25 protein-coding genes and 2 pseudogenes are annotated in these 24,057 nt (G+C 65.9%); 10 read left to right on the top strand and 17 right to left on the bottom strand.

Translation table 11 applies throughout. From position 1 onward, the window contains the following. Window positions 1-12: 12 nt before the first annotated feature. From SLQ31_RS05630 to SLQ31_RS05645, 4 genes are all read right to left on the bottom strand, one after another. On the bottom strand, window positions 13-1,089 hold the full coding sequence (locus tag SLQ31_RS05630; protein ID WP_319430392.1) for a diacylglycerol kinase: 1,077 nt from the start codon (window positions 1,087-1,089) through the stop codon (window positions 13-15). A 36-nt stretch (window positions 1,090-1,125) separates the two neighbouring features. After that, window positions 1,126-1,917, bottom strand: a complete 792-nt coding sequence (locus SLQ31_RS05635; protein WP_319430393.1) for an SDR family oxidoreductase — start codon at window positions 1,915-1,917, stop codon at window positions 1,126-1,128. 132 nt (window positions 1,918-2,049) lie between these two features. Next, on the bottom strand, window positions 2,050-2,955 hold the full coding sequence (locus SLQ31_RS05640) for a Ku protein (RefSeq protein ID WP_319430394.1): 906 nt from the start codon (window positions 2,953-2,955) through the stop codon (window positions 2,050-2,052). A 35-nt stretch (window positions 2,956-2,990) separates the two neighbouring features. Beyond that, window positions 2,991-3,218 (bottom strand): hypothetical protein, encoded by a 228-nt coding sequence (locus tag SLQ31_RS05645; RefSeq protein ID WP_319430395.1) that lies wholly within the window; start codon window positions 3,216-3,218, stop codon window positions 2,991-2,993. A gap of 34 nt (window positions 3,219-3,252) precedes the next feature. Between SLQ31_RS05645 and SLQ31_RS05650 the strand changes: the two genes are divergently transcribed. Then, window positions 3,253-5,541 (top strand): ATP-dependent DNA ligase, encoded by a 2,289-nt coding sequence (locus SLQ31_RS05650; protein WP_319430396.1) that lies wholly within the window; start codon window positions 3,253-3,255, stop codon window positions 5,539-5,541. On the opposite strand, the gene SLQ31_RS05655 is transcribed toward SLQ31_RS05650, so the two are convergent. The 4 genes and pseudogenes from SLQ31_RS05655 to SLQ31_RS05665 form a co-directional block, all read right to left on the bottom strand. After that, window positions 5,515-5,916, bottom strand: a complete 402-nt coding sequence (locus tag SLQ31_RS05655; protein ID WP_319430397.1) for a TetR/AcrR family transcriptional regulator C-terminal domain-containing protein — start codon at window positions 5,914-5,916, stop codon at window positions 5,515-5,517. The genes SLQ31_RS05650 and SLQ31_RS05655 overlap by 27 nt on opposite strands. A gap of 9 nt (window positions 5,917-5,925) precedes the next feature. Further along, window positions 5,926-6,093 (bottom strand): annotated as a pseudogene (locus SLQ31_RS29460) (TetR family transcriptional regulator); the annotation flags it as partial. A gap of 1 nt (window position 6,094) precedes the next feature. Beyond that, entirely contained in the window at window positions 6,095-7,012 is a 918-nt protein-coding gene (locus SLQ31_RS05660; protein ID WP_319432858.1) for a dihydrodipicolinate reductase, read from the bottom strand. Between the two features lie 201 nt (window positions 7,013-7,213). Beyond that, window positions 7,214-8,089 (bottom strand): IclR family transcriptional regulator, encoded by an 876-nt coding sequence (locus SLQ31_RS05665; protein WP_319430398.1) that lies wholly within the window; start codon window positions 8,087-8,089, stop codon window positions 7,214-7,216. A gap of 96 nt (window positions 8,090-8,185) precedes the next feature. Here SLQ31_RS05665 and SLQ31_RS05670 point away from each other — a divergent pair, with 96 nt between their 5' ends. The 4 genes from SLQ31_RS05670 to SLQ31_RS05685 are packed head-to-tail and all read left to right on the top strand — an operon-like array spanning window position 8,186 to window position 11,430. Further along, window positions 8,186-9,238, top strand: a complete 1,053-nt coding sequence (locus SLQ31_RS05670) for a zinc-binding dehydrogenase (RefSeq protein WP_319430400.1) — start codon at window positions 8,186-8,188, stop codon at window positions 9,236-9,238. Then, window positions 9,235-9,630, top strand: a complete 396-nt coding sequence (locus SLQ31_RS05675) for a nuclear transport factor 2 family protein (RefSeq protein ID WP_319430402.1) — start codon at window positions 9,235-9,237, stop codon at window positions 9,628-9,630. Before SLQ31_RS05670 ends, SLQ31_RS05675 begins: the two co-directional genes overlap by 4 nt. Continuing rightward, window positions 9,630-10,466, top strand: a complete 837-nt coding sequence (locus SLQ31_RS05680; protein ID WP_319430404.1) for an SDR family NAD(P)-dependent oxidoreductase — start codon at window positions 9,630-9,632, stop codon at window positions 10,464-10,466. Before SLQ31_RS05675 ends, SLQ31_RS05680 begins: the two co-directional genes overlap by 1 nt. A 7-nt stretch (window positions 10,467-10,473) precedes the next feature. After that, window positions 10,474-11,430, top strand: a complete 957-nt coding sequence (locus SLQ31_RS05685; RefSeq protein WP_319430405.1) for an LLM class flavin-dependent oxidoreductase — start codon at window positions 10,474-10,476, stop codon at window positions 11,428-11,430. Between the two features lie 198 nt (window positions 11,431-11,628). Here SLQ31_RS05685 and SLQ31_RS05690 read toward each other — a convergent pair whose 3' ends face one another. Continuing rightward, entirely contained in the window at window positions 11,629-11,853 is a 225-nt protein-coding gene (locus SLQ31_RS05690; protein WP_319430407.1) for a nuclear transport factor 2 family protein, read from the bottom strand. Here SLQ31_RS05690 and SLQ31_RS05695 point away from each other — a divergent pair. Continuing rightward, a pseudogene (locus tag SLQ31_RS05695) lies at window positions 11,810-11,989 on the top strand (hypothetical protein); the annotation flags it as partial. The gene SLQ31_RS05690 and the pseudogene SLQ31_RS05695 overlap by 44 nt on opposite strands. Window positions 11,990-12,037: 48 nt before the next feature. On the opposite strand, the gene SLQ31_RS05700 reads toward SLQ31_RS05695, so the two are convergent. Then, complete coding sequence (locus SLQ31_RS05700; protein ID WP_319430409.1) at window positions 12,038-13,372, bottom strand: hypothetical protein; 1,335 nt, start codon at window positions 13,370-13,372, stop codon at window positions 12,038-12,040. Between the two features lie 753 nt (window positions 13,373-14,125). On the opposite strand from SLQ31_RS05700, the gene SLQ31_RS05705 reads away from it, so the two are divergent. Continuing rightward, complete coding sequence (locus SLQ31_RS05705) at window positions 14,126-15,034, top strand: NAD(P)-dependent oxidoreductase (protein ID WP_319430411.1); 909 nt, start codon at window positions 14,126-14,128, stop codon at window positions 15,032-15,034. Here the strand turns inward: SLQ31_RS05705 and SLQ31_RS05710 are convergent. Genes SLQ31_RS05710 through SLQ31_RS05730 form a run of 5 tightly spaced genes read right to left on the bottom strand, consistent with a single transcriptional unit; the run spans window position 15,031 to window position 19,843 of the window. Next, a complete protein-coding gene (locus SLQ31_RS05710) occupies window positions 15,031-16,392 on the bottom strand; it encodes an HNH endonuclease signature motif containing protein (RefSeq protein ID WP_319430412.1) in 1,362 nt (453 codons plus the stop codon). The two genes, SLQ31_RS05705 and SLQ31_RS05710, sit on opposite strands and share 4 nt — an antisense overlap. Before the next feature lie 10 nt (window positions 16,393-16,402). Continuing rightward, window positions 16,403-16,879: a ribonuclease HI gene (rnhA, locus tag SLQ31_RS05715; protein ID WP_319430413.1), complete on the bottom strand. Its 477-nt coding sequence runs from the start codon at window positions 16,877-16,879 to the stop codon at window positions 16,403-16,405. Beyond that, complete coding sequence (locus SLQ31_RS05720) at window positions 16,876-17,508, bottom strand: glyoxalase (protein ID WP_319430415.1); 633 nt, start codon at window positions 17,506-17,508, stop codon at window positions 16,876-16,878. The genes rnhA and SLQ31_RS05720 overlap by 4 nt, the downstream gene beginning before the upstream one ends. After that, window positions 17,505-19,373: a propionyl-CoA synthetase gene (locus SLQ31_RS05725; protein ID WP_319430417.1), complete on the bottom strand. Its 1,869-nt coding sequence runs from the start codon at window positions 19,371-19,373 to the stop codon at window positions 17,505-17,507. Before SLQ31_RS05725 ends, SLQ31_RS05720 begins: the two co-directional genes overlap by 4 nt. A gap of 41 nt (window positions 19,374-19,414) precedes the next feature. After that, window positions 19,415-19,843: an SRPBCC family protein gene (locus SLQ31_RS05730; RefSeq protein ID WP_319430419.1), complete on the bottom strand. Its 429-nt coding sequence runs from the start codon at window positions 19,841-19,843 to the stop codon at window positions 19,415-19,417. A 53-nt stretch (window positions 19,844-19,896) separates the two neighbouring features. Between SLQ31_RS05730 and SLQ31_RS05735 the strand changes: the two genes are divergently transcribed. Continuing rightward, window positions 19,897-20,688: an enoyl-CoA hydratase/isomerase family protein gene (locus SLQ31_RS05735; RefSeq protein ID WP_319432860.1), complete on the top strand. Its 792-nt coding sequence runs from the start codon at window positions 19,897-19,899 to the stop codon at window positions 20,686-20,688. Between the two features lie 3 nt (window positions 20,689-20,691). Here the strand turns inward: SLQ31_RS05735 and SLQ31_RS05740 are convergent, their stop codons facing one another. Beyond that, on the bottom strand, window positions 20,692-21,558 hold the full coding sequence (locus SLQ31_RS05740; RefSeq protein ID WP_319430420.1) for a TIGR03619 family F420-dependent LLM class oxidoreductase: 867 nt from the start codon (window positions 21,556-21,558) through the stop codon (window positions 20,692-20,694). Window positions 21,559-21,623: 65 nt separating this feature from the next. Then, window positions 21,624-22,094 (bottom strand): DUF2231 domain-containing protein, encoded by a 471-nt coding sequence (locus SLQ31_RS05745; protein WP_319430421.1) that lies wholly within the window; start codon window positions 22,092-22,094, stop codon window positions 21,624-21,626. A gap of 41 nt (window positions 22,095-22,135) precedes the next feature. Here SLQ31_RS05745 and SLQ31_RS05750 point away from each other — a divergent pair, with 41 nt between their 5' ends. Next, entirely contained in the window at window positions 22,136-23,302 is a 1,167-nt protein-coding gene (locus SLQ31_RS05750; protein WP_319430423.1) for an MFS transporter, read from the top strand. Between the two features lie 9 nt (window positions 23,303-23,311). Beyond that, on the top strand, window positions 23,312-24,046 hold the full coding sequence (cobF, locus tag SLQ31_RS05755; RefSeq protein WP_319430424.1) for a precorrin-6A synthase (deacetylating): 735 nt from the start codon (window positions 23,312-23,314) through the stop codon (window positions 24,044-24,046). Window positions 24,047-24,057 lie beyond the last annotated feature (11 nt).

Genomic DNA, 24,057 nt, shown 5'->3' on the forward strand with positions numbered 1-24,057 from the left:
CTGGCAGATCCCTTAACCAGCAGCGTACAGCCCTTTGCCAGTTACCAGGGGTAGGTCGATCGCCGTGCAGATTCCGGCGGGCGCGGCCACCACCGACGGGATGGCGTTGACGAGACGCATCGCGGTGGCGACCAGTCCGGCGTGGTTGTGGTCGCCGTTGGGCGAGCCCAGACACACGTCCACAGCGTAGGAGGGTTCGCCGGTGATCTCGATGCGATAATTGCCGCCCTCCTGGGCGGGCTGCGGCCAATCCGGGCACAGGTCTTCACGCAGTCGGGTGACGTGTTCGAGGACGACGACGGGCGCGCCGCCGACCAATCCGATCACCTCGAACCGCAGTGCGGCGGCGGTGCCCTTGGCGATCGGGCCTGCGTCGATCTCAAAGTCCTCGGGCGCGGGTTCGCGCACGTACATCTCTTCGATGCCGTCGAGTTCGAGGCCGAGGCCGGCCGCGATCTGGCGCACGACCGAACCCCAGGCGATGCTCAGCACGCCAGGTTGTAGCAGCATCGGGAGGTCGTCGAGCGGCTTGCCGAAGCCCATCACGTCGAACATCACCGTGGCACTGTTGTAGGTGGCGTAGTCGACGATCTCCATGCAACGCACCTGCTGAACGCTCTGGCAGGTGCCGGCCAGCGCCAGCGGCAGCAGATCATTGGCGAAGCCGGGATCGATACCGTTGACGAACACGCTCGAATTACCTTGCTGGGCAGCATCTTCCAACGGCTTGATCATCTCGTCGGGGATCACCTGCCACGGCCACTGCAGGAACACCGGACCGCTGCCGACGACGTTGACCCCGGCGGCAAGGATGCGCCGGTAATCCTCGAGCGCCTCGGCCAACCGATGGTCGGCCAACGCGTTGTAGACGACGCAGTCCGGCTTGGTCGCCAGCACCTCGTCGAGATCGGTGGTGGCGAGGACGCCGGTGGCGCCGGCAAGCCCCGCCAGCTCCGCGGCGTCCTTGCCGGCCTTGGAATCCGAAGAGACCCAGACACCGGTGAGCTCGTAGTCGGGGTTGGTGATCAGCGCGGTCAACGCATGGACACCGACGTTGCCGGTGCCGATCTGTGCGACGCGGATTGCCATGGCGCTCCTTACAGGTCGGGGCTTACAGATCCGGGCTTACAGATCTGGGATGGGGAGGTCGAGGTTCGGCATGATCAGGCCGCCGTCGACCTCGATGATCTTGCCGGTGAGAAAGCTGGCGGCCGGCGACGCGAGATAAACGGCCGCTGCGGCGATGTCGAGCGGATCGCCGAGTCGCTTCATCGGCGTCGCCTTCTCCATCGGATCGCGCAGCGCGTCGTTGGAGGCCACGATCTCCAGCGCCGAGGTCAGGATGGAGCCCGGCGCGATGGCGTTCACCCGGATCTTCGGGGACAGGTCCAGCGAGGTGAGCCGGGTGTAGTGAGCCAGAGCGGCTTTGGCGGTGCTGTAGGCGGCGAATCCGCGACCGGCCAGCTTGCCCATCGTCGAGGTGATGTTGATGATGTTGCCGCCGCCGGAGTGCTCGAGCATCAGCGGCACGGCTGCCAGCGTCAGGGCATGCGCGGTGAGGACGTTGAAGGTGAACGCATCCTTCATGTCCTTGACGCTGGTGTTCAGCAGCGCGTTGGGCATCGTGCCGCCGACGTTGTTCACGACGATGTCCAGCTTGCCGAACGCCTCGACCGCCTTGCCTGCGAGTTCGGCCGTCGTGTCCGGGTGCGCGAGGTCGCCGACGACGATGTGCGCACGCCGTCCCACCGCCTCGATCTGCTTGGCGACCGACTCCAACTCGGACTGGGTGCGCGAGGCGATGACGACGTCGGCGCCGACTTCGGCGAATGCGACGGCGATCGCCGCACCGAGGCCGCGGCCGGCGCCGGTGACTACTGCAACTTGACCATCAAGTCTGAACTTGTCGAGGATCACGTGTCTCTCTTCCCTTGTCGGCGAACACCGTAACAAGATCGCTGCGGTTGATGACGCTGAATTTGGAACGTAACTGAAACACGTTCTACTTTGGTGCCGAGTTCGAAGATTGGGTGAAAATCACCCAAGAGTTCACGCCTTCTTGGCGGGTGCTTTCTTCGCGGCAGCCTTCTTGGCCGGGGCTTTCTTGGCGGCTTTCTTCGCGGGAGCCTTCTTCGGCGCCTCGTCGTCGCCACCACCGGACTCGCCGCGGCGACGTTTGACGCTGGCCTCGAGCTTGGCGAGCAGGTCGGAGACGTCCTCGGTCTCGTCCAGTTCGGCCGGCTGTTCCTCGGTGGTGAACGCCTCGCCACCTTCGAGCTTGGCCTGGACGAGTTCGAGGAGCTGTTCCTGGTAGGTGTCGCGGAACTGGTCGGGGTGGAAGTCGTCGGCCATCGACTCGACGACCTGGCTGGCCATCTTCAGCTCAGCGGGCTTGATCTCCACCTCCTTGTCGAGGATCGGGAAATCGGGGTCGCGGATCTCGTCGGGCCACAGCAGGGTGTGCACGATCATCACGTCACGTTTGGAGAAGTCCTTGACCCGAAGCGCGGCCAGCCGGGTCTTGCTGCGCAACGCAAAATGCACGATCGCCACCCGATCGGTCTCGGCGAGCGTCTTGGCCAGCAGCACATAGGACTTCGACGACTTGCCGTCCGGCTCAAGGAAGTAACTGCGGTCGTACATCAGCGGGTCGATTTCGCTGGCGGGAACGAACTGAACCACTTCGATCTCGTGGCTGCGCTCCTCGGGCAGGGTCGCGATGTCGTCGTCGGTGATGATCACGGTCTGGCCGTCGTCGGATTCGTAGGCCTTGGCGATGTCGCGGTATTCGACCACCTCACCGCACACTTCGCAGACACGCTTGTAGCGGATGCGGCCGTTGTCCTTGGCGTGCACCTGATGGAACTTCAGATCGTGGTCCTCGGTGGCGCTGTAGACCTTGACAGGCACATTCACCAGACCGAATGCGATCGAGCCTTTCCAGATGGAACGCATACGTCCAGTATGCAGGGCTTACCGGCGTTGCTGGGTCAGATGGCGGGCTGGACGCCCGGATTCACCCCGACGGGTAGATCAGGATTCGCGCCGGGCGCGCTGCCGTCGCTGGTTTCTTGATAGGGCGCAGTCCGGCAGTTGTTGTCCGTCGGGTTTTGGCCGGCCGAGCAATACGGGACGTGGTCTTCCGGCTCGGCGGCGGCCTGCGGAACGCCGATCAACGCAGGCAGCACCAGCAGGGCGGCTGCCAGCATTCTGGTCATAGTCCACGGTAGCAGCGGGTAATACCGTTGGGTGGTGAATGACGTGTGGCCGCCGGACGCGACGAAAGGACCGCGCGTCGCGCTGACCAATGCCGACAAGGTGCTCTACCCGGCCACCGGCACCACCAAGGCCGACGTGTTCGAGTACTACACCTCGATCGCCGAGGTGATGCTGCCGCACATTTCGGGCCGCCCGGTCACCCGGAAACGCTGGCCCAACGGTGTCGACGAGTCGGCCTTCTTCGAAAAGCAGCTCGCCAGTTCGGCACCGGATTGGCTCGACCGGGCGACGATCGTGCACCGCTCGGGCAGCACCACCTATCCGATCATCGAGAGCTCGACGGGCCTGGCGTGGATCGCCCAGCAGGCGTCATTGGAAGTCCATGTGCCGCAATGGCGTTTCACGTCGGGCGGAAAGCCCGGTCCGGCAACGCGATTGGTATTCGACCTCGACCCTGGCGAAGGCGTGACGATGCCGCAGCTGTGCGAGGTCGCCAACGCCGTGCGTGAGCTGATGGACGACATCGGGTTGACGGTGTATCCGCTCACCAGTGGCAGCAAGGGGCTGCACCTATATGCCCCGTTGGCCGAACCGGTCAGCAGCAGCGGGGCGGTGGTGCTAGCCCGCCGGGTGGCCCAGCAGCTTGAGCAGAGCATGCCCAAACTCGTCACCGCCACGATGACCAAGAGCCTGCGGGCGGGCAAGGTCTTTCTGGACTGGAGTCAGAACAGCGGGTCGAAGACCACGATCGCGCCGTATTCGCTGCGTGGGCGGGAGACCCCGACGGTGGCCGCGCCGCGGACGTGGGAGGAGATTGGCGATCCCAAACTGCGGCACCTGGAGTACCGCGAGGTGCTGGACCGGGTCGCCGAGCAGGGCGACCTGCTCGCCGATTTGGACGCCGACGTGCCCCGGGAAGACCGGCTGACCACCTATCGCAGCATGCGGGATTCGGCCAAGACGCCCGAGCCGGTGCCGCGCGCGCAGCCAGCTGTTGGCAACAACAACACCTTCGTCATCCAGGAGCACCACGCGACCGCACTGCACTACGACTTCCGGCTGGAACGCGACGGGGTGTTGGTGTCGTGGGCGGTCCCGAAGAACCTGCCGGATTCCCCGTCGGTCAACCGGCTGGCCGTGCACACCGAGGATCACCCGCTGGAGTACGGGACCTTCGAGGGCTCGATCCCCAAGGGCGAATACGGCGGCGGCAAGGTGATCATCTGGGACTCAGGCACCTACGAAACCGAGAAATTCCGGGACAACTCACCCGATGGTCCGGACAAGGGCGGGGAGGTGATCGTCACCCTGCACGGGTCGAAGATCTCCGGCCGCTACGCGCTGATTCAGACCGACGGCAAGAACTGGTTGGCGCACCGCACCAAAGAGCAACCGGAACCGACGTCGACCGATCTGGCACCGATGCTGGCCACCCACGGGTCGATCGCCAAATACACTGCCGCCCAATGGGCCTTCGAAGGAAAGTGGGATGGGTACCGGCTGCTGGTCGACGCTGACCACGGCGCCATCGCCTTGCGGACGCGCAGCGGACGCGATGTCACCGGCGAGTACCCGCAGCTGAAGTCGGTGGCCGCCGATCTTGCCGAGCATCATGTGCTGCTCGACGGCGAGGTGGTGGCACTAAACGAGGCGGGGGTGCCGAGCTTTGGGGAGATGCAGAACCGGGCGCGCTCCACCCGCGTCGAGTTCTGGGCGTTCGACCTGCTGTCCCTCGACGGGCGTTCGCTGCTGAAGGTGAAGTACCGTGACCGCCGTAAGCTCCTCGAAACTCTTTCTGAGGGAACAAATCTCATCGTCCCGCCGCTGCTTCCTGGTGACGGTGCCGAGGCGCTGGAGTTGTCTCAGTCCCGCCATTGGGAAGGCGTGGTGGCCAAGAAATGGGACTCCACCTATCAGCCCGGTCGGCGGTCGGCGTCGTGGATCAAGGACAAGAACTGGAACACCCAGGAGATCGTGATCGGGGGCTGGCGCAAGGGTGAAGGCGGCCGTTCCAGTGGTATCGGTGCGCTGTTGATGGGCATTCCTGGCGAGGGGGGGTTGGATTTCGTCGGGCGGGTCGGAACCGGCTTCACCGAAAAGGAACTCACCAAACTTAAGGATCTGCTCGCACCGCTGCACACCAAGGAATCACCGTTCAACACACGGCTTTCTGGAGTCGACGCCAGAGGGGTGACCTACGTGCGGCCCGAGTTGGTTGGCGAAGTCCGGTTCAGTGAATGGACTGGTGACGGCCGGCTACGGCAGCCGAGTTGGCGTGGCTTGCGGCCGGACAAGTCACCGGACGAGGTGGTGCGGGAGTAGGGACGTCAGCAGAAGCTCGAACGCGCGATCGTCCAGCGGTGCCGAGGCCCCCTGTGCTTCATGGTGCTTCTGAGTCAAGCGGGCGAGAAGTACCGACCCCCGAACAAGTTCTGACACCGCCGAGTACGTGTCGTGAGCTGTCTGCTCGTCGAGACCGGAGCCGATCATGGCGGCGATCGCCTTTTGCGTCTCCTGTTCGCCGAGCCGTTGTGCCATGGGGCCCAGTGCGCCTCGGATGAGGATCAGATCCGTCAACACCGGGTCGCCGAGGAACGTCTGGCGCACTCCGCGGGCGTGCGCCATCAGCGACGCACGCCAATCGTCTGACTCCGCGAAGGCCGGTAATCCGCTGCGGCGCAGTGCGCGATCGGTCATGGCGTCAAGAAGCTCTGACTTATTGCGAACGTGCCAGTAGATGCTGGTTACGCCTACGTCGAGCGATCTGGCGACCAGTGGAATGCTCAACGCCTCGATTGAGGAGTCGGCTGCTATTGCGAAGGCCGCCTCCACGATCGCGTCTTCGGTCAGCGAGCCTCGCGCGCGTCGCGTCATCTCAGCGACGCGTCTGACGCGTGACGACTGACGGGCCGGCCAGTGGCACGTCGATGAGTCCAGGCGGAGCGTCGATGACCGCCGGGATGGCGTTGACGGCCGCCATCGCGGTCGCCGCGACCCCGGGGTTGGTGGCGTCGTCCGGTGAGGGGTCCAGGCTGAGCGCGAGGGTCATGTTCGGGTTTCCCTCGATGCGGAACACCATGCCGCCCTGGCCGGGTTGTGCTGGGCGCGGCCAGCTCTCGGGCCACGGCGTGGAGGTCACCGCTGCGAAGTATTGGACCGAGACGACGGGGCGATCGTCGTGCATGGCGGCGAGCTGCCAGCGGTGGCCGCAGATGGTGTCCTTCGGGATCACCCCGAGTGCGGTGTCGAGGTCGTGTGGCGCGAGGATCGTCTCCCAATCCAGTGCCACCCGCTCGACGTCGACGCCGAGCGTATCGGCGATATAGCGCACGACGGGTTCCCAGTCGTTGTTGACCTTGCCGACTGCGATGCGAATGGGCACGTGGCCGTTGGGTTTTCCGAACCCCATCGACTCGTGCAGGACTTCCCAGATCGGATAGGACAGGTCGAGGTCAAGGGCGTACTCGTCCATGCGATAGGTGTCGATCTTCCCGGCGCCGGCCAGCAACGCGGTGGGCAGGTTCAGGCTCACGAAGCCGGGTTCGCAGCCCGTCGCGTAGAAGGTCGCGCTGCCCTTCTGTGCCGCTTGTTGGATCGGATCGCGCCAATTCGCCGGAGCCGCTTTGGGATACACCATGGGGATTGCGGAGATGGTGACGACGTTGATGCCGGCTTCCAGGTAGCCGACGATATCGGCGATGACCTCGTCTTCACGTCGGACGGCGGTCGCGCAGTAGGCGACGCAGTCCGGCTTGGCGGCCAGGATTGCCGCCACGTCGTCAGTCGCCGCGATACCCACATCGGGGCGGCCGCAGAGTTGACCGGCGTCGGTGCCCACCTTCGTCGACGAGGACACCTTGAGCCCGATCAGTTCCAGTGCGGGGTCGTCGATGATCGCGCGCAGGGCCACGCTGCCGGTCATGCCGGTGCCGACGTGAACTACGCGACGCTGCGCGGCGTCAGGAGATGAAGTCACACCTTACTGTACGTCAGACTAGTATGGGTGACCAGTGGTCCGCACGTGGTCGATCTCGCGCAGCAGTGGTTTCGCGGCAGCCCGGATCTCCCGAATCGTCATGGCGCGCAGAGGATGTATGGCGAGAACGAGCGCAATGCGATCGTCGGCGTCGAGTACCGGTGCGGAAATGGTGGCGACTGGATGCGCGCCGCGACTGCTGTCGTTCGGCAGCGGGTCGGCGGAAGCGAATTCCACCCGCAATTGGTCGATGACCGAACGCAGGTTCTGCGGGATCGCGTCGCCGGACAGCGTGCCTATCGCTTGGGCCGCCTGGCTCAACGCGGGTGTCATCCAGTCGACGTCGTAGCCGCGCTCGCGGGTGCGGGTCAGCACGGTGCGCAGCCGCTGGTGCAGACCGGCATCGTTGGCAGCGCCGCGTCGGATCCAGGCTTCTTGCTCGTCCGCGCTGTCCCATGCCGCGAAGGCGATGCCGAATGGCGGCGAGTAGGGGATGCGCTCGTTGGGCTGAACCACCGCGGACAGGTCGGCGGGATTCTCGAAGTCGGTGATCACCAGATAGTCGCCGGCTCGCTCCAGGACGGACGCAGCCATCCCCGTCGTATCGACCAGTCGCCGAATCGAGGCGCGGCCGAGATCGGCAAGCGGACGGCCGATATCGAGGCCGGACGCGACGAGTGTCAGCGCAGGGCCGAGCGTGAATGCCTTGGTCGCCGGGTTGCGAACAACCCAGCCGCGATCGGAGAGCGTCTTGAGGATCGCGTGCGCGGTGCCCTGAGAGAGGTCGAGTTCGCGCACGACATCCGAGAATCGAATCTCGCCACTGCCCGGCCGGCTGAGCAACTCGACGATGTCGAGCACTCGTTCGGTGGGTGCCGAACTGGTTCCACGCACCCTTGACTCCCTCCGATCGGCATCTTACGGTCAGTTCGGAAGCTAGAGAACTACTTCTCGAATAATAGAGAAGCATACGGCAGGGATGTGAATCTGGTGCGTGCAGTCGTTTTGCGAGGCGGCGAGTTGACCGTTCGAGAAACTGCCGATCCTGTTCCGGGGCAGGGCGATCTGCTGCTCAAAACGTTGAGCACGGCGATCTGCGCGTCGGATGTGCACTTCATGGACAACCCCGAGGTGGGGATCGACGATCCGACGGGGCGGTCGTTGTACGACGCCGACCGCGACATCGTCATGGGTCACGAGTTCGTCGGCGAGGTCATCGGCCACGGGCCCGGGTGCAGCGACGCCTTCCCGATCGGTACGCGGGTGACGTCGATGCCGATCCGATTGGTCGACGGTGGTGCCGGTGGCTTGCGGATCATCGGACAGCATCCAGAGGCGCAAGGGAGTTTCGGTGAGCTGCTGGTCGTCCCCGAGGCGACGGCGAAGGCCGTGGCGGGCGACGTATCCAGCGACGCCATCGCGGTCGTCGACTGCTTCGCGGTCGGCGAGTTCTATGTGCGTGCGGCCAACGTGCAGCCCGGTGAGGTACCGATCGTCATTGGGGCAGGGGCTGTCGGCTTGTCCGCTGTCGCCGCATTGTCCAGCCGTGGCATCGCGCCGATCATCGTGTCCGACTTCAATGCTGACCGACGCGAGCTGGCACGCAGCGCGTTCGGTGCGCACGTGTTGGTTGATCCGGCGCTTCAGTCGGTCTTCGACGTCTTTCGCGAAGTCCGTGCCGAACACAAGCGCGGCGGCTCGGCCGTGGTGTTCGAATGCGTTGGCGCGCCGGGGCTTATCGACCGACTCGTGGCCGAGGCAGAGTTCATGTCCCGGATCTACTGCGCGGGCGGCTGGTACACCGGCGACACGCTGAGCATCACCGAAGCAACCCGCAACGGGTTGACACTGCAGTTCGGTGGCGGCCCGTTGCCGCAGGACTGGTACGGCGTGCTCGACGCCGTCGTCGAGGGGCGGCTCGATCCGATGCCGAGTGTCGGCCGGATCATCAGCCTCGACGAGGTGCCCGATGCGATCGAGCAGGCGCGGAGAGCCGAGGGGCCGCCCCGCGTCGTTGTCCACCCGAACGGAGACGTCGCATGACAGACAGAGAAGAGATCGTCGAACTGACGGTGCGCTATGCGACCGCCATCGACAGTCTCCAATACTCGCTGTTGACACAGGTTTTCACAGATGATGCCCAGGTGGACTACGGCGTAATCGGCCAGTGGACCGGCGGCAACGAGGTAGCCGAATTCATGGCGGCGGCTCATGTGGGTGCGCAACACACCATGCACCGGATGAGCAACCAGGCCGTGAAGATCGACGGAGACACGGCGACGGTCCGCACCTACGTCGATGCGCTGATCCTGTTCGACGGCGGGGGAGCCAACCCCGTCGGCTACTACGACGATCACGCCGTACGCACCAATGACGGGTGGCGAGTCTCGCGCCGCACGTACACCTCGGTACGACTGGTAGCGGTGGCCGGTTGATGACCGCCGACGTCGCGACCAAGTACGGGCCGTGGGCGATCGTCGTCGGCGCGTCTGACGGCGTCGGGTCGCTGTTCGCCGAGCGACTCGCGAATGAAGGGGTGAACGTCGTCCTCGTCGCCCGCCGCCAACATGTGCTCGACGAAGTGGCACAAGGCATTCGCGAGCGCACCGATGCCCAGACGCGGACACTGTGCGTCGACCTGACGGATGCCGACGCATCGCAGACCATCATCGACGCCGCCGAGGACATAGAGGTCGGCATGCTGGTCTACTGCGCGGGCGGTGACCCGAATTACCAACCCTTCCTCAACAACCCGATATCAGCGGCGGAGGCCCTGCTGCAACGCAACTGCCTGGTCTTGATGCGGCTGTGCCACCACTTCGCCGGCCTCATGGTCGAACGGGGCAGGGGTGGCATCGTGAACTTCACGTCGGGGGCCGCGCTGGCCGGTGGACGCAACATGGCCACCTACGGCGGTACCAAGGCGTTCGACATGGTGTTCACCGAAGGCCTGTGGGTGGAGTTGCAGGACAAGGGCGTGGACGTGCTCGGCCTGGTACTCGGAATGACCGACACACCGGCGTTGCGGCAGTTGGAGTTCGAACGTGGGCGTCTCGCCTCGCTGGATGATGTCCCCGAGGGTGCGGTCACCGCGGCGAGTGTGGTGGATGAGGCGTTCGCCAACCTTGGCGGCGGACCGACCATCGCCACGGGCGATGACGTCCGCATGGGTCTCGAACTCTTCAAGTCCATGTCGCGCAACGAGGTGGTTCGGCTGATCATGCAAGTCAGTGCCGAGGTCATGGGTACCGACTCGCGGCAGGGGAGTTAGACCCTAGATGTTCACTCTCCGATTCGACATGCGCTCGCAGTCACCGGGACTCGCTACATCGGAGCTGTATGCCGCGGCAACGGAGATGTCGGAGTGGGCCGACACCCGTGGCTGCCTCGCGGTGGTGCTGTGCGAACACCACTGTGCCGACGACGGCTATCTCCCGTCGCCACTGATGCTCGCCGCGGCGATCGCCGCACGCACCAAGCAGGCGATGCTGAACCTGACGATTCTGCTGCCCTTCTACGACGTGGCCCGGCTCGCGGAGGACATTTCCGTGCTGGACCACATCAGCGCGGGCAGGGCCGCCTATATCTTCGGGATCGGCTACCGCGCTGAGGAATTCGACCACTTCGGGCTGTCCTTGTCCGATCGGGGCCGCATTGCCGACGAGAAGCTCCCGCTGTTGCGCCGTCTGTTGGCCGGCGAAGAGGTCGAACACGACGGCAGGCGAATGAAGGTGACGCCGCGGCCACGGACGCCGGCGGGTCCGATGCTGAATTGGGGCGGCGCCAGCCTCGCCGCGGCGCGGCGTGCGGGACGCAATGGCCTCGGCCTGCTCGCCAACGGCGGGGTGCCGGGCATGCAGGAGGCCTACGAAAAGGCCAGCCGGGACAATGGTTTCGAGCCCGGCTTCGCACTCATACCCGAACGCGACGTGGTGGCCAACCTTTTCGTGGCAGACGATGTCGACGCCGCCTGGGACCAGATCGGCCAGTACCTGCTGCACGACGCGATGGCCTACTCGGAATGGAACCCCGACAACCAGGTGTCGGCCAACATGAGCACCGCCAAGACCGTCGACGAACTTCGCCGCACGTCGTCGTCCCACGTAATCCTGTCGGTCGAGGAGGCGCGGCAGCGCGTAGCCGCCGGCGAGATGTTCAATCTCTCGCCGTTGTGTGGCGGGATTCCCCCTGACATCGCGTGGCCGTACCTCAAGAGATGCGCCGAGCTGAACTAGTGGAAAGGAGATCGATGTGACCCAAGTTCGCGTCGCACTACACGAGAAGATTGCCTTCGAAAAGTGGGAGGGCTATGCAAAGCCCATTGAACGCGGCCGCCGCGTAAATTTTGGAGAAAACTACATCATGGCACCTCCCGACGGTTGCGTGACTGATCTTCTTGCGCCTCTTAGCAACGCCCCGTTCGTATCGCGCTCTCATTGGTAGCGGTACTCACCGAGGGTCGAGAAGGTCTGATCCGTCAGTTCTCCGCGGCCCGTGTGAAGATCCTGGACGTAGCAGGTGCTGGTTGCCGTCGTCTGGGTGCTGTCGACCAAGACGTTGCCGATGAGGTGCTGGGTGGGCCGCAGTGGTCGAGGAACGAGCGCGTCGTAGCGAGACGAATCGCCTTTTGTAGCAAGACTTTCCAAGCTAGACGCCAAGGGCGTGACCTACGTGCGATCCGAACTGGTGGGTGAAGCCCGGTTCAGCGAATGGACGTCCGACAGCCGGCTACGGCAGCCAAGCTGGCGCGGCCTACGGCCCGACAAGGAGCCCGCTGACGTGGTGGTCGAGTAGTCAAGAACCAATGACGTCAGCGATCCCCGGGTAGCGCCCTGGCGCTCGTCAGGCCTGTTCTGGGTTTCCCGGGTGGGCTCCCTTGCCGCCCGTGCCGCCCTCGCCACCGAGCTTTCCGTTGGCCGGGCTGCCCGGCAGACCGCCATCGCCCAACTGGTGCCCGCCGCGACCCGTTCCGCCGGTGCCGCCCTTCCCGCCGGCACCACCCGACCCGGACGTGCTGCTTCCGCCCTTGCCGCCGTGGCCGCCATCACCACCGGCGGTCCCGCCCGCGCCGCCCTGGCCACCGTCGCCGCCCCTCCCGCCGTTGCCAGCGGTGGAGCCACCACCATTGCCGCCGGCGCCGCCGGCGCCGCCGGCGCCACCGGTGATTCCGCCCTGGCCGCCCTGGCCACCGCTGCCGGCTTGCGCGCCGTTGCCTGTGGTGGAGCCACCGCCGTCACCTCCGGCGCCGCCAGCACCACCATTACCCAGGCGGCCGCCGTCGCCCCCGTTTCCGCCCGCGACGCCTCCGCTGCCCGACCCGCTGCTGCCCGCATTGCCGCCGGAACCACCGTCGTGGAACAGCCCGCCGTTCCCGCCGTCCCCGCCCTGCCCTCCAAAGCCTTGATTGTTGCCGGTCTTGCCGACGCCCCGACCTCCGTTACCGCCGCTGCCACCGTTGCCACCGAAGACGCCGGCGTCTCCGCCGCGACCGCCGTGATTGGCTGCGTCGTCTGGCGATCCGTCGCCCCCGGTGCCACCGTTGCCACCGTTGCCTCCGAAGAGACCTCCGTTTCCGGCGCTTCCGCCGGAACCCGCGCCGGAGCTACCGACCGCGTTGCTTCCGTTCCCGCCGTTGCCACCGCTACCGATCAGCACCCCGCCGTGTCCACCGGCACCTCCTTGGACGTGGACGCCGTCCCCCTTGCCGCCGTTGCCGCCGTTTCCGAACAGTCCGGCGTTGCCTCCGTCGCTGCCATTGGCGCCGTTGCCGCCGCTACCGGAGAACCACCCGCCGTTGCCGCCCGCGCAGTGCGTGCCGCACGTCGCCGGGTCCGGGCTGTAGCCGTTGCCGATGAGCAGTCCGCCATTGGGATGCTCGGCGGTGCCGTTGCCGATGAACACACCGAGTAAGGGGTTGCCCCCCAGGGGGTTACCCGCAGCGGGGGGAACGGCGAGTCGGTAATGGCGCTCCGCTGCGATGGCAGACCCCAGCCCGCCGGGCGCAGCGAGGCACGTCGGTGCCCCCGACGTGCATGCGGTTGAAGCGCTGTCGGGTGCGGCGAACGCTGCTGGCGAGTTGACCGCCGCCAGTAGGTAGCCGGTTCCGATGATCGCCGCGCCGGCAATTCCGCCCCTCAAATATGGGAGGTGCGACGACGGCTTCCGGTGGGTGGCCATGGGTGACTTCTCCTTCATCGAGTGGTTGAACCGCCGAATTCGCCACTGGGGACCCGGTCGAACGCAGTGTCCGCTCGCCCCGGAGAAGGTGACGTGACGAGTTGGTTAGGGGTGCCGGAGCGGGTGCTGATTTGGCGCGCAACAGTTTCGGGCGGGGCTCATCGAGGTGGCCGCCCAATGACCAGCGGATGCACGATCGCCCAGCCAGAGAAACGGGTCATACAGCACGGCCATGCTCGATGACCACACCGCTTTCGTGGCCGCGGCTCGCCGTTCGGTGCCGCTGGGTGCATAGCGGTGGATCTCGGTCACCCGAAGAACTTATGAGCACCGGGGAGAGCAGCGCATCGCTCAACCCGGCCATCTTCTGCCGATGGCCGGGTTCGGCCACTCACGTCACCCGTCAAGGATTTCGCGTTCCCGAGGCAACAGCAGGACCAGGCTCGGCTGGTCCGCGTCCGCCGGCGACGGCTGATGCGGTGTCAGCGCTTGACGGCGCGCACGGACGACGGAATCGATGTCACCGTGCACCGAGAAGTCCGAGGTTCCTTGCAGCGGAACGAATGTTGCACCGGGAATCGCGGGCGCGACCTCACGCCCGGACCGATACGGGATGGATATCCAGATGTCTTCAAAGTCACCTTGGCGTTAGTGCATCGACTCCGTGGGTGACGGTCTCAGTCGTAGTGGTGGACCGCTAGTCCGCCATCTTCTGATATTGCACCTTCGCCAGTGGTTCAGGAGTATTGCAGCATGCGTGTCTTCGTCACCGGCGGCACCGGGGCTATCGGGATCTACGCGGTCCCGGCCCTCATCGCTGCCGGACATTCCGTATCGGCATTGGCCCGTAGCGAATCCAAGGCCCGTGACCTCGAGAAACATGGCGCCACAGCGGCTTTGGTGTCACTCTTCGATCGTGACGGCCTGACCGCCGCATTCGCCGGTCATGACGCCGTGGTCAACCTCGCGTCCGCATTGCCCCCGACCACGTCCTTCCTGCGACGGTCAGCCTGGGAATCGTGCGAGCGGGTGCGGATTGACGGATCGGCCGCCGTTGTCGATGCGGCCCAAGCAGCCGGCGTGCCCCGGCTGGTCCAGGAGTCAGTCGTGATGCTTTACGCCGACGGGGCCGGCGAGTGGATCGATGAGGACCATTCCGTCGATCACTACCCGATCACCACTGGCAACCACGGCGCCGAAGCCAACGCTCGCCGTTTCGCCGAAAGTGGTGGTACGGCGACTGTTCTGCGGTTCGGTGTGTTCTACGGTCGCGGTGCCGCCCATAGTGAACTCATCCTCAATCTCGCGCGGCGCCACATCGGTTTCGCGCCCGGTCGGGCGGACTCCTTCATCTCGTCGATCTATATGTGCGACGCTGCGACCGCTGTCGTCGCGGCGCTGAATGGACCCGGTGGCGTATTCAACATCGTCGACGACGTGCCCGTCACCAAACGCGATTACAAGCACGCCTGTTCCGACGCAACCGGAGCGCGGGCATGGATCAGCGGGCCCGGACGATTGGGGCTTCTGCTCGGCGATCGGCTCACCTCGCTGACCCGGTCACTCCGGGTCAGCAACGCGCGGTTCAAGGCCGCAACCGGCTGGCAGCCCCAATTTCCCAGCGTCCGCGAGGGATACCTCGCGATGGCGAAGAGGAGTTAGGCCGCGCCTGCATCGTCGGCCGGTGGATCGCTGTCGTTCTCCAACAACCGCTCTGGGTGGTGGTAGTCGTTGACGCCGCCCTTGAGCATGGGCAGGCCTGGTGGTGGGATCCATTCGGTTTGGCCGTTGGGCAAGATGCGGGTGTCCCAACCGCCGGTTTCGACGAGCTGGTTATCGGGAGGGCAGGCCAGGGCGAGGTCGTTGATGTCGGTGTTGCCGCCAGCTTTCCAATCTTTGGCGGCGTGGTGGACCACGCTGTGGTAGCCGGGTGCGTCACAGCCGGGTCTGGTGCAGCCACGGTCCCTGGCGTGCAGGATGATTCGCTGGTCGGCGGTGGCGATACGTTTGGTGCGGCCCAGCCACAACGCCCGCCCGTTCACGCCGTCGAAGAGGGCCAAATGGTGGTAGGCGTGGGCGCCCACGCGGATGACGTCCGAGATCGGCATCACCACTCCGCTGGCGGTGACGCCGTAGCCGGTTTTGTTCTGGAGGTCTTGCAGGGTGGCCGTCACGATCACGGTCACCGGTAATCCGTTGTGTTGACCGAACTTTGGGTCCCCGAGTTGTCCGCGCACCAGAGCCTTGATCGCATCATGCTGACGCTGGCCACAGCTGCGCAGATCCCGCTCAGCCACCTCGTCGGAGGGGTTGACGGTCGGGTTTTCGTCGGCCGGGTTGCACATGCCCGGGGCGGCGAATTTGGCCATCCAGGCGTCGAGCTCTGAGCGCAACTCGGGGTCGGCGATCAGCTTCCCGACGCTCATGCCATCGACCTGTTGGCCGCCACACCAGACGAATCCCCGCTTGCGGGCGCGGTCTTCATCGGAGAACGTCCCATCGGGATTGAGGTGCAGTGCCAATCGGTAGGCGACCTTCGCCAACTGATCCGGACGCAGATTCACCGCATGCCCCGCCAGCGAGCGTTCGGCCTTCTCGACCTCGGCTGGGGGCACGTGGTCGGGCAGGTCGTGGAAGAACTTCTGGATCACCCGCAGGTGCTCGCCATCAAGGTCGCCGCGGTGCCAGGCCGCCGACGTCTCGGGCAGCACCGGCGGCAGCGGTTCACCGGTCAGCGTGGTCCGCGGTGCCAAGTGTTCGGCGTCGCGGATCCGGCGTCGTGCTTCGGGCGGGCTGATCCGCAACACATCGGCCAACGCAATCCCGACAGGTGGGCAGCCCTCGAATTGCTCCAACCGGGAAACCAGAGCGTGGGACACCGCTGTCTGGCGACGCTGGGCTGTTTCCAGCCGCTCCAAGACCGCGAACCGCTTCGGCGGCTCCAGCGTCAAGAGATCGATCGCGGCTAGCTCCCCGACGGCATCGTCGAGAGCATCTAACACAGAGTCGATCGAACTCATGTTCGAAAGACTACGCCGGCCCCCCGACAGAAATCGCAACCGCTTCCTCTAGACCGCGCGTCGCCAACTGGTCGGCCAGTTCGTTGTCGGCGACACCCGAATGGCCCTTCACCCAGAACCACTCGACTTCGTGTTGCGCGCACGCGGCCTGCAGTCGCTGCCATAGGTCGACATTTTTCACCGGCTGCTTCGCGGACGTCAGCCAGCCATTGCGTTCCCAACCGAGGACCCACTTGGTGATCCCATTGCGGACGTAGGTGCTGTCGGTATAGAGGTGCACCACGACAGGCCGGGTGAGCGCCTCCAACGCCATGATCGGAGCGGTCAGCTCCATCCGATTGTTGCTCGTCTCGCTCGGCTCGCCGCCGCACATCTCACGGATGTGATGGCGCATGCGCAGCACCGCTCCCCAGCCGCCAGGCCCCGGGTTGGGTCGGCAGCCGCCGTCGGTGTGGATGACGACGACATCGGCGGCGGGCTCGATCATCCGCCGAGAATATGCGGCGAGATCATCGCCGTCCGGACCGACATGCCCAGATCGCGATGCCGCAGCGTGGTGATCCGGCGCCCGGGCTGCACGGCGTCCTTGACCGGCAACGTGCGCTCGCCGAAAAATGACGCCGTGGCGCCGATGTCGGCAACGACGTACGTGATGCCCCACAACGAAGACGGGCCGTCGCCGGCCACGTCAGGGGCACCGACGACCTCGAGGATCACCGAGCCCAGCCGGAAGAAGATCTGCCGCATCGGCTGGCCGCCGAGTTCGGCGTCGCGTTCCCGGCGCGGCTGCAACTCGACAGCGGCCAGCGACTCGACCGTCCGGTTCAGGTTGGGGGACAGCAGCACGACATGGTCGATCGACGTCACGCCGTTCGCGTGCGTGGCAGGCGCCGCGGGATCGGTGTCGGACCGGATGGTCGGGATGCCGTCGACTGCACTGTCGCACGACAGACCCCGCAGCGACCAGCCGAGAATGCCAGTGCCGCGTGAGCGTCCGAGCAGCCGCACTCGAACGTCGCCGATGCGGCAGATATCGTCGGCGTCCACGCTGAAACCCGCTGCCCGCCAGGCGTCGGCAGGGTCAGCGATCTGAAATTCGTCGACCGTGACGGTCATGGCCGAAGTATCGGCCGCAGCGTGTCCAACACCGCCGGGTCCTCGATGGTCGACGGCATCGGCTCATCCTTGCCGTGCGCGATACCGCGCATGGTCTTGCGCAGGATTTTGCCGGAACGGGTCTTGGGCAGGGCCGGCACCACATCGACCAGGCGGAAGGAGGCAAGCGCGCCGATCTCGTCACGCACCGCGGCCACCAGTTCCTCGGCGAGGCGGTCGGCCGAGGCTCCGGCCTTGAGCACCACGAAGCCGCGCGGCACCTGGCCCTTGATCTCGTCGGCCACGCCGATCACCGCACACTCGGCTACGGCCGGATGGGCGGCCAGCACCGCCTCGATCGATCCCGTCGACAACCGGTGTCCCGCAACGTTGATCACGTCGTCGATCCGGCCCATCACGAACAGATAGCCGTCCTCGTCGAGGTAACCACCGTCGCCGGTCAGGTAAAAGCCGGGATGCTCGCGCAGATACGACGCCTCGTACCGGGCGTCGTCGCCCCACAGGGTCGGCAGCGTTCCCGGCGGCAGCGGCAGGCTGATGCAGATGTCGCCCTCCTCGCCCGGTGCGCACGGCGAGCCGTCGACCCGCAAGATCTGCACGTCGTAGCCCGGCATCGGCACGGTGGGGGAGCCGGGTTTCAGCGGAAGGTGTTGCACGCCCATCGGATTGGCCGCGATCGCCCACCCGGTCTCGGTCTGCCACCAGTGGTCGACGACCGGGACGCCGAGCTTCGCCGTAGCCCAAGCGTAGGTATCCGGGTCCAGCCGCTCGCCCGCCTGGAACAGATACTTCAGGCACGACAAGTCGTAGCGGTCGAGGTGTGAGGCGTCCGGATCCTCCTTGCGGATCGCCCGGATGGCCGTCGGCGCGGTGAACAACGCCTTCACGCCGTGTTCGGCGACCACCCGCCAGAACGCGCCGGGATCCGGTGTGCCGATGGGCTTTCCCTCGTAGAGCACCGTCGTGGCCCCGGCCAGCAGCGGCCCGTAAACGATGTAGGAGTGGCCCACCACCCACCCGACGTCGGAGGCCGCCCAGAACACGTCGCCGGGGTCGATGTCATAGATGTGGCGCATGCTCCACAGCAGAGCCACCGCGTGGCCGCCGTTGTCGCGGACGATGCCCTTGGGCTTACCCGTCGTCCCGGATGTGTAGAGCACGTACAACGGATCGGTCGCGGCCACCGGCACCGGGTCGACGGCCGTTGCCGTGGCCATCGCGTCGGCCCAGTCCACATCGCGACCGTCGACCAGATCGCAGCCGTGCCGGTCACGCTGGACCATCACGCACGCCGCCGGCTGGTGGGTGGCCAGCTCCAGTGCGCGGTCGAGCATCGGCTTGTACTCGATCACCCGGGTCGGCTCAATGCCGCAGGACGCCGAGACGATCACCACCGGCTGTGCGTCGTCGATGCGGGTGGCCAGCTCGTGGGCAGCGAACCCGCCGAACACCACCGAGTGCACCGCGCCCAGCCTGGCGCAGGCCAGCATCGCGATCACCGCCTCGGGGATCATCGGCATGTACAGCACCACGCGGTCGCCCTTGCCCACACCCAATTCGCGTAGCACGCCAGCGAAACGTGCTGTCTCGTGCAGCAATTCGCGGTACGTCAAACTCCGTTTGGTCCCGGTGACGGGGGAGTCGTAGATCAGCGCGACCTGGTCGCCACGTTCATCGATATGCCGGTCCAGCGCGTTGGCGCAGGTATTCAGCTCGGCGTCGGGGAACCACCGGTAGAACGGCGGGTTGGTGTCGTCGAGGATCCGCCGCGGAGGGCGCGTCCACGACACCGCACGCGCGGCCTGCGCCCAGAACCCCGCTGCGTCGGCGACGCTGGCGTCGAACAGCTCGCGGTATCCGCCCATCCGAGCACGGTAGCGCGGTGAAGTGATCTAGACGTCACCTATCAAGCCAGCGCAGCCAGCTTCGTCACGGATTTGCGAACATCGGACTCGAGGACGCGCGCGACCAATCGGCCGATCGGACCGTTGAGGACGCCTCCGGACAGATCGGCGATCAGGTGAAAGCTCGTCTGTTCATGCTCATCGACGACCTTCATGGTGATGGATATCTTGATGGCGGGCCAGCCGGTGCCGGTCAGCTCGATGGAGTGCGGCTCGTCATAACCGGTCACCCGCCAGCGGATGGTGTTGCGGAACCCCTTGACCTTGATCAACGACGAAACCTCGGTGCCCTCGGAGATCGTCTCCGGCACGGGTCCGCGCCAGCCGGCGAAGATCGTCATCCACTCGCCGAAGCGGCTCAGATCCGACGCCAGCTTCCAGGCTTGCTGTGGCGACACATCGGAGGGCACGGTTACGTCAACAGTAGCCATGGGCGGCCTATACCCGATGCCGGCGCAACGCTAACGTGCAGCGCATGGCTGCTGTGGAATTCGAAGAGCTCGAAGACGGGATCGCCGGTATCACCCTGAACCGGCCGGAGTTGCTCAACGCGATCGACGGAAACCTGATCGACGGCCTCGACGCCGTGTTCGACGAGCTGAGCTCGTGGAAGTACCGGGTCGCGGTCCTCACCGGAGCGGGACGGGGGTTCTGCGCGGGCGCTGATCTCAGCGGCACCGGCAAGGCGTGGACCGAACCGGCGAGTGCGCCGTTCAAGACCATGTACGACAGCCAGATCCGGCTGGCCGACCAGCTGACCCGGCTCTACGAACTGCCCATCCCGGTGGTCGCGGCGGTCAACGGGGTGGCCGTCGGGGGCGGCCTCGCTTACGCACTGCACTGCGACATCCGGATCGCATCGGAGACCGCGCGCTTCGGATCGGTGTTCATCAAGGCAGGCTTCTCCTCGCTCGACATGGGGACGAGTTACCTGCTGCCCAAGATCGTCGGTGCGGGCGCCGCACGGGAAATGATGCTGACCGGGCGGATCATCGACGCCGACGAGGCCTACCGGATCGGGCTGGTGCACGAGGTGGTGCCCGCGGACAAACTCGCCGATGCCGCGCTCGGGATGGCGCGCAGCATCGCCGCCAACAATGCCTTCGGCGTCTGGCAGACCAAGACCGGGCTGAACGCCGCCCTGGACGCACCAAGCCTGCGGCACGCCAAGGAGATCGAGAACCGGACACAGATCCTGACCGGGTTCACCAACAACCCGCGCGAGGCCGCGATGGCCCACCGCGAGAAGCGAGCCGCCAAGTGGGATCCGCTGTAAGGGTTAAACCTTGGCGATGACGTTCTCCGCGAACCATTCCAGGTTGCGGATCTTGGCGTCCAGCGGCTCGGTGTCGGGGCCCTTGACGTAGGGAACCCGGAAGCCGACGATCACGTCGGTGACGCCCTTGTCCTCGAGGCGCTTGACCCCGTCGACGGTGAACGCGTCGAGTGAGATGACATGGATTTGAAAAGGCCGAGCAGTCGTCCCTTCCTCCTCCCGGAAGCGGTTCAGCTTGGCCAGCAGCTCGTCGAGATCCTCGGTGCCCCCGCCATGCATCCAGCCGTCGTTGCGTGCGGCCCGGCGCAGCGCGGCATCGGCGTGTCCGCCGATCAGGATCGGGATGGGTTCGGACGGCGCGGGCGTCATCTTCGTCTTGGGAAAGTCGTAGAACTCGCCGTGGAACTCGAAGTAGTCACCGCTCGTCAGACCCTTGATGATCGCGATGCACTCGTCCATTCGCTTGCCGCGCCTGGCGAAAGGCACGCCCATCACCTCGTAGTCCTCCGGCCACGGGCTGGTGCCGACGCCGAGGCCGAGGCGGTTGCCGATCAGTGCCGCCAGAGATCCGGCCTGCTTGGCCACCAGGGCGGGCGGCCGGATCGGCAGCTTGAGGACGAACAGGTTGAAGTGCAGTGTCGTGGTGACCGCACCCAACGCACCCATCAACACGAATGATTCGATAAATGCCTTGCCGTCCAAGAACTCCCGGTTGCCGTCCGGCGTGTAGGGGTACGTGGAGTCCGACTCGAACGGGTAGGCGACGCTGTCCGGAATCGTCATCGCGTGATAGCCGGCGGCCTCGACGGCCTGAGCGAGCGGGATATAGAACGACGGGTCGGTCATGGCCTCGGCGTAGGTGAATCGCATGCCGCGATGCTAGGTAGTTTTCGCCTTTGCTGGTGGCAGCTGTCGCATCAGGTGGGATTGGCGCGTCAGGTGGGATTGGCCGCGATCTGGCCCCAGGTGGCCTTCGCGCCGGAGTCGCCGATGCGGTACACCTGCACGATTGTCGCGACGCCCGCCACCACCACGAAGACGGCGACGATGATCGACAGAGCCGACGGCAGCGATTGTCCGCGGCCGCCGAGTTGGTGCACGACTGCCAGCAGCACCGCCGCGACGAGCAACGCCAGTGAGAAATAGAGCATCGTGTCACCGAGCTCGGTGTGCGCCTGCATTAGCGGCGAACGCCCCACCCGGTCCTCGAGCCACTCGCCGGCCTCGGTGGTCAACGGTGTCAGCACCGCAACGACCAACGACAGTGCCAGCACCAGCCACACCAGGCGCTGGCGGGCGGCGGGCCACACCGCACACAGGATCGCCAGGACGGCCGTCAACGGTGCGAGGACCACGATGAAGTGAACCAACAGAACATGGGCGGGTAGTCCGTTGAAGGTTGACACTGAGCGAATGCTACCGAGGCGGTGAAAGATAGTTGGCACAAATGGCTTCTTGGCTGACCCGCAACGTGCGGGTGCTCGCCGCGGTGTCGTTCTTTCAGGACGCGGCCAGCGAACTGCTGTATCCGCTGCTGCCCATCTATCTCACCGCCGTGCTGGGAGCGCCGCCCGCAGTGGTCGGCGCCATCGAAGGCGCCGCCGAGGGAGCGGCATCACTGACCAAGCTCGCCGTCGGCCCACTGGGTGACCGCTTCGCCAAACGTCCTTTGATCGCAACGGGATACGGGATGGCCGCACTGGGCAAGGTCATCGTCGCCATTGCGGTGGGCTGGCCCGGTGTGCTGGCGGGCCGTGTGGTCGACCGGCTCGGCAAGGGCATTCGGGGCGCGCCACGCGACGCGCTACTTGTTGAAGGAATCGATAAATCGATGCGCGGCAAGGTGTTCGGATTCCACCGCGCGATGGATACTCTGGGGGCCGTGGTCGGTCCACTGCTCGGGCTGGCCGGCTACGAACTGCTGGATCACCAGATACCCCCGCTGCTGTACATCGCGATCATCCCCGCGGTGCTGTCGGTGCTACTCGTCGTGCTGGTCCGTGAGCCACGGACGGCGGGACCGCGGGGTCGCGAACGGCAGCCGATATTTCGCGGTCTCCGCGAACTGCCGCGGCGATACTGGCAAGTGACCGCGGTGCTGGTCGCCTTTGGTGTTGTCAATTTTCCTGATGCGTTACTGCTGTTGCGGCTTAACGAGATCGGCTTCGGCGTCGTCGAGGTGATCCTCGCCTACGTCGGTTACAACCTGGTGTATGCGCTGGCGAGTTTTCCGGCCGGGGTGCTGGCCGACAAGCTACCCCGCCCAGCGGTGTTCGGGTTCGGGCTGGTCTTCTTCGCCGTCTGCTACCTCGGGCTCGGGTTGACCACCGATCCCGTTGCGGCGTGGGTGTTGATCGCGGCCTACGGGATGTTCACCGCGTGCACCGACGGTGTCGGGAAGGCGTGGATTTCCACACTCGCCGGCGCCGACCAACAGGCGAGCGCGCAGGGAGTGTTCCAGGGCGCCAGTGGTTTCGCGGTGCTGGCCGCCGGCCTGTGGGCCGGGCTGCTGTGGGGGAGCGACGGGCGGCTCCCGCTGCTGATCTCCGGCGTGGTCGGGGCGTGCTTCGCGGTCGCGCTCCTGGTGCCGATGGCCTTCCGGCGCTTTCGTTAGGCTCTCGGGGTGCGCACCATCCACGTCATCGGCATCGGGGCCGGCGATCCCGACTACGTGACCTCGCAGGCGATCCGTGCGCTCAACGACACCGACGTGTTCTTCGCGATGGACAAGGGAGAGGCCAAGAGCGACCTCGTCGCGTTGCGCCGGGAGATTTGCCAGCGGTTCATCACCGAGCCGCGCTACCGCTTCGTCGAACTGCCCGATCCGAAACGCGCGGCCGACGGCGACTACACGCAGGCCGTCGCCGACTGGCACCTGGCTCGCGCCCGGCTGTGGGCTCAGGCCATCGAGACCGAGCTCGGGCCCGACGGCGTCGGAGCCTTTCTGGCCTGGGGCGATCCGTCGCTGTACGACAGCACCCTGCGAATCCTCGACGAGGTCGCCCGCCACGTCGACTTCGACTACGACGTCATCCCCGGGATCACCGCGGTGCAGGCGCTGACGGCGCGCCATCGCATCCCGCTCAACGACGTCGGCGAACCCGTACTGATCACCACCGGGCGGCAGCTGCGCAACACCGGCCTGGCCGGCTCGGCGGCCGTGATGCTCGACGGGGACTGCTCATTTCTGAGTTGTCCACCGCAGACCCGGATTTGGTGGGGCGCCTACCTCGGCACGCCCGACGAGGTGCTGATGTCGGGCACCGTCGGCGAGATCGGCGAGCGTATTGCGGCCCTTCGAGCCGACGCCCGTGCCCGACACGGCTGGATCATGGACATCTATCTCTTACGGACGTAGCCGCCGCTCCT

The sequence above is a fragment of the Mycobacterium sp. RTGN5 genome (genome assembly GCF_033804465.1).
Lineage (GTDB): Bacteria > Actinomycetota > Actinomycetes > Mycobacteriales > Mycobacteriaceae > Mycobacterium.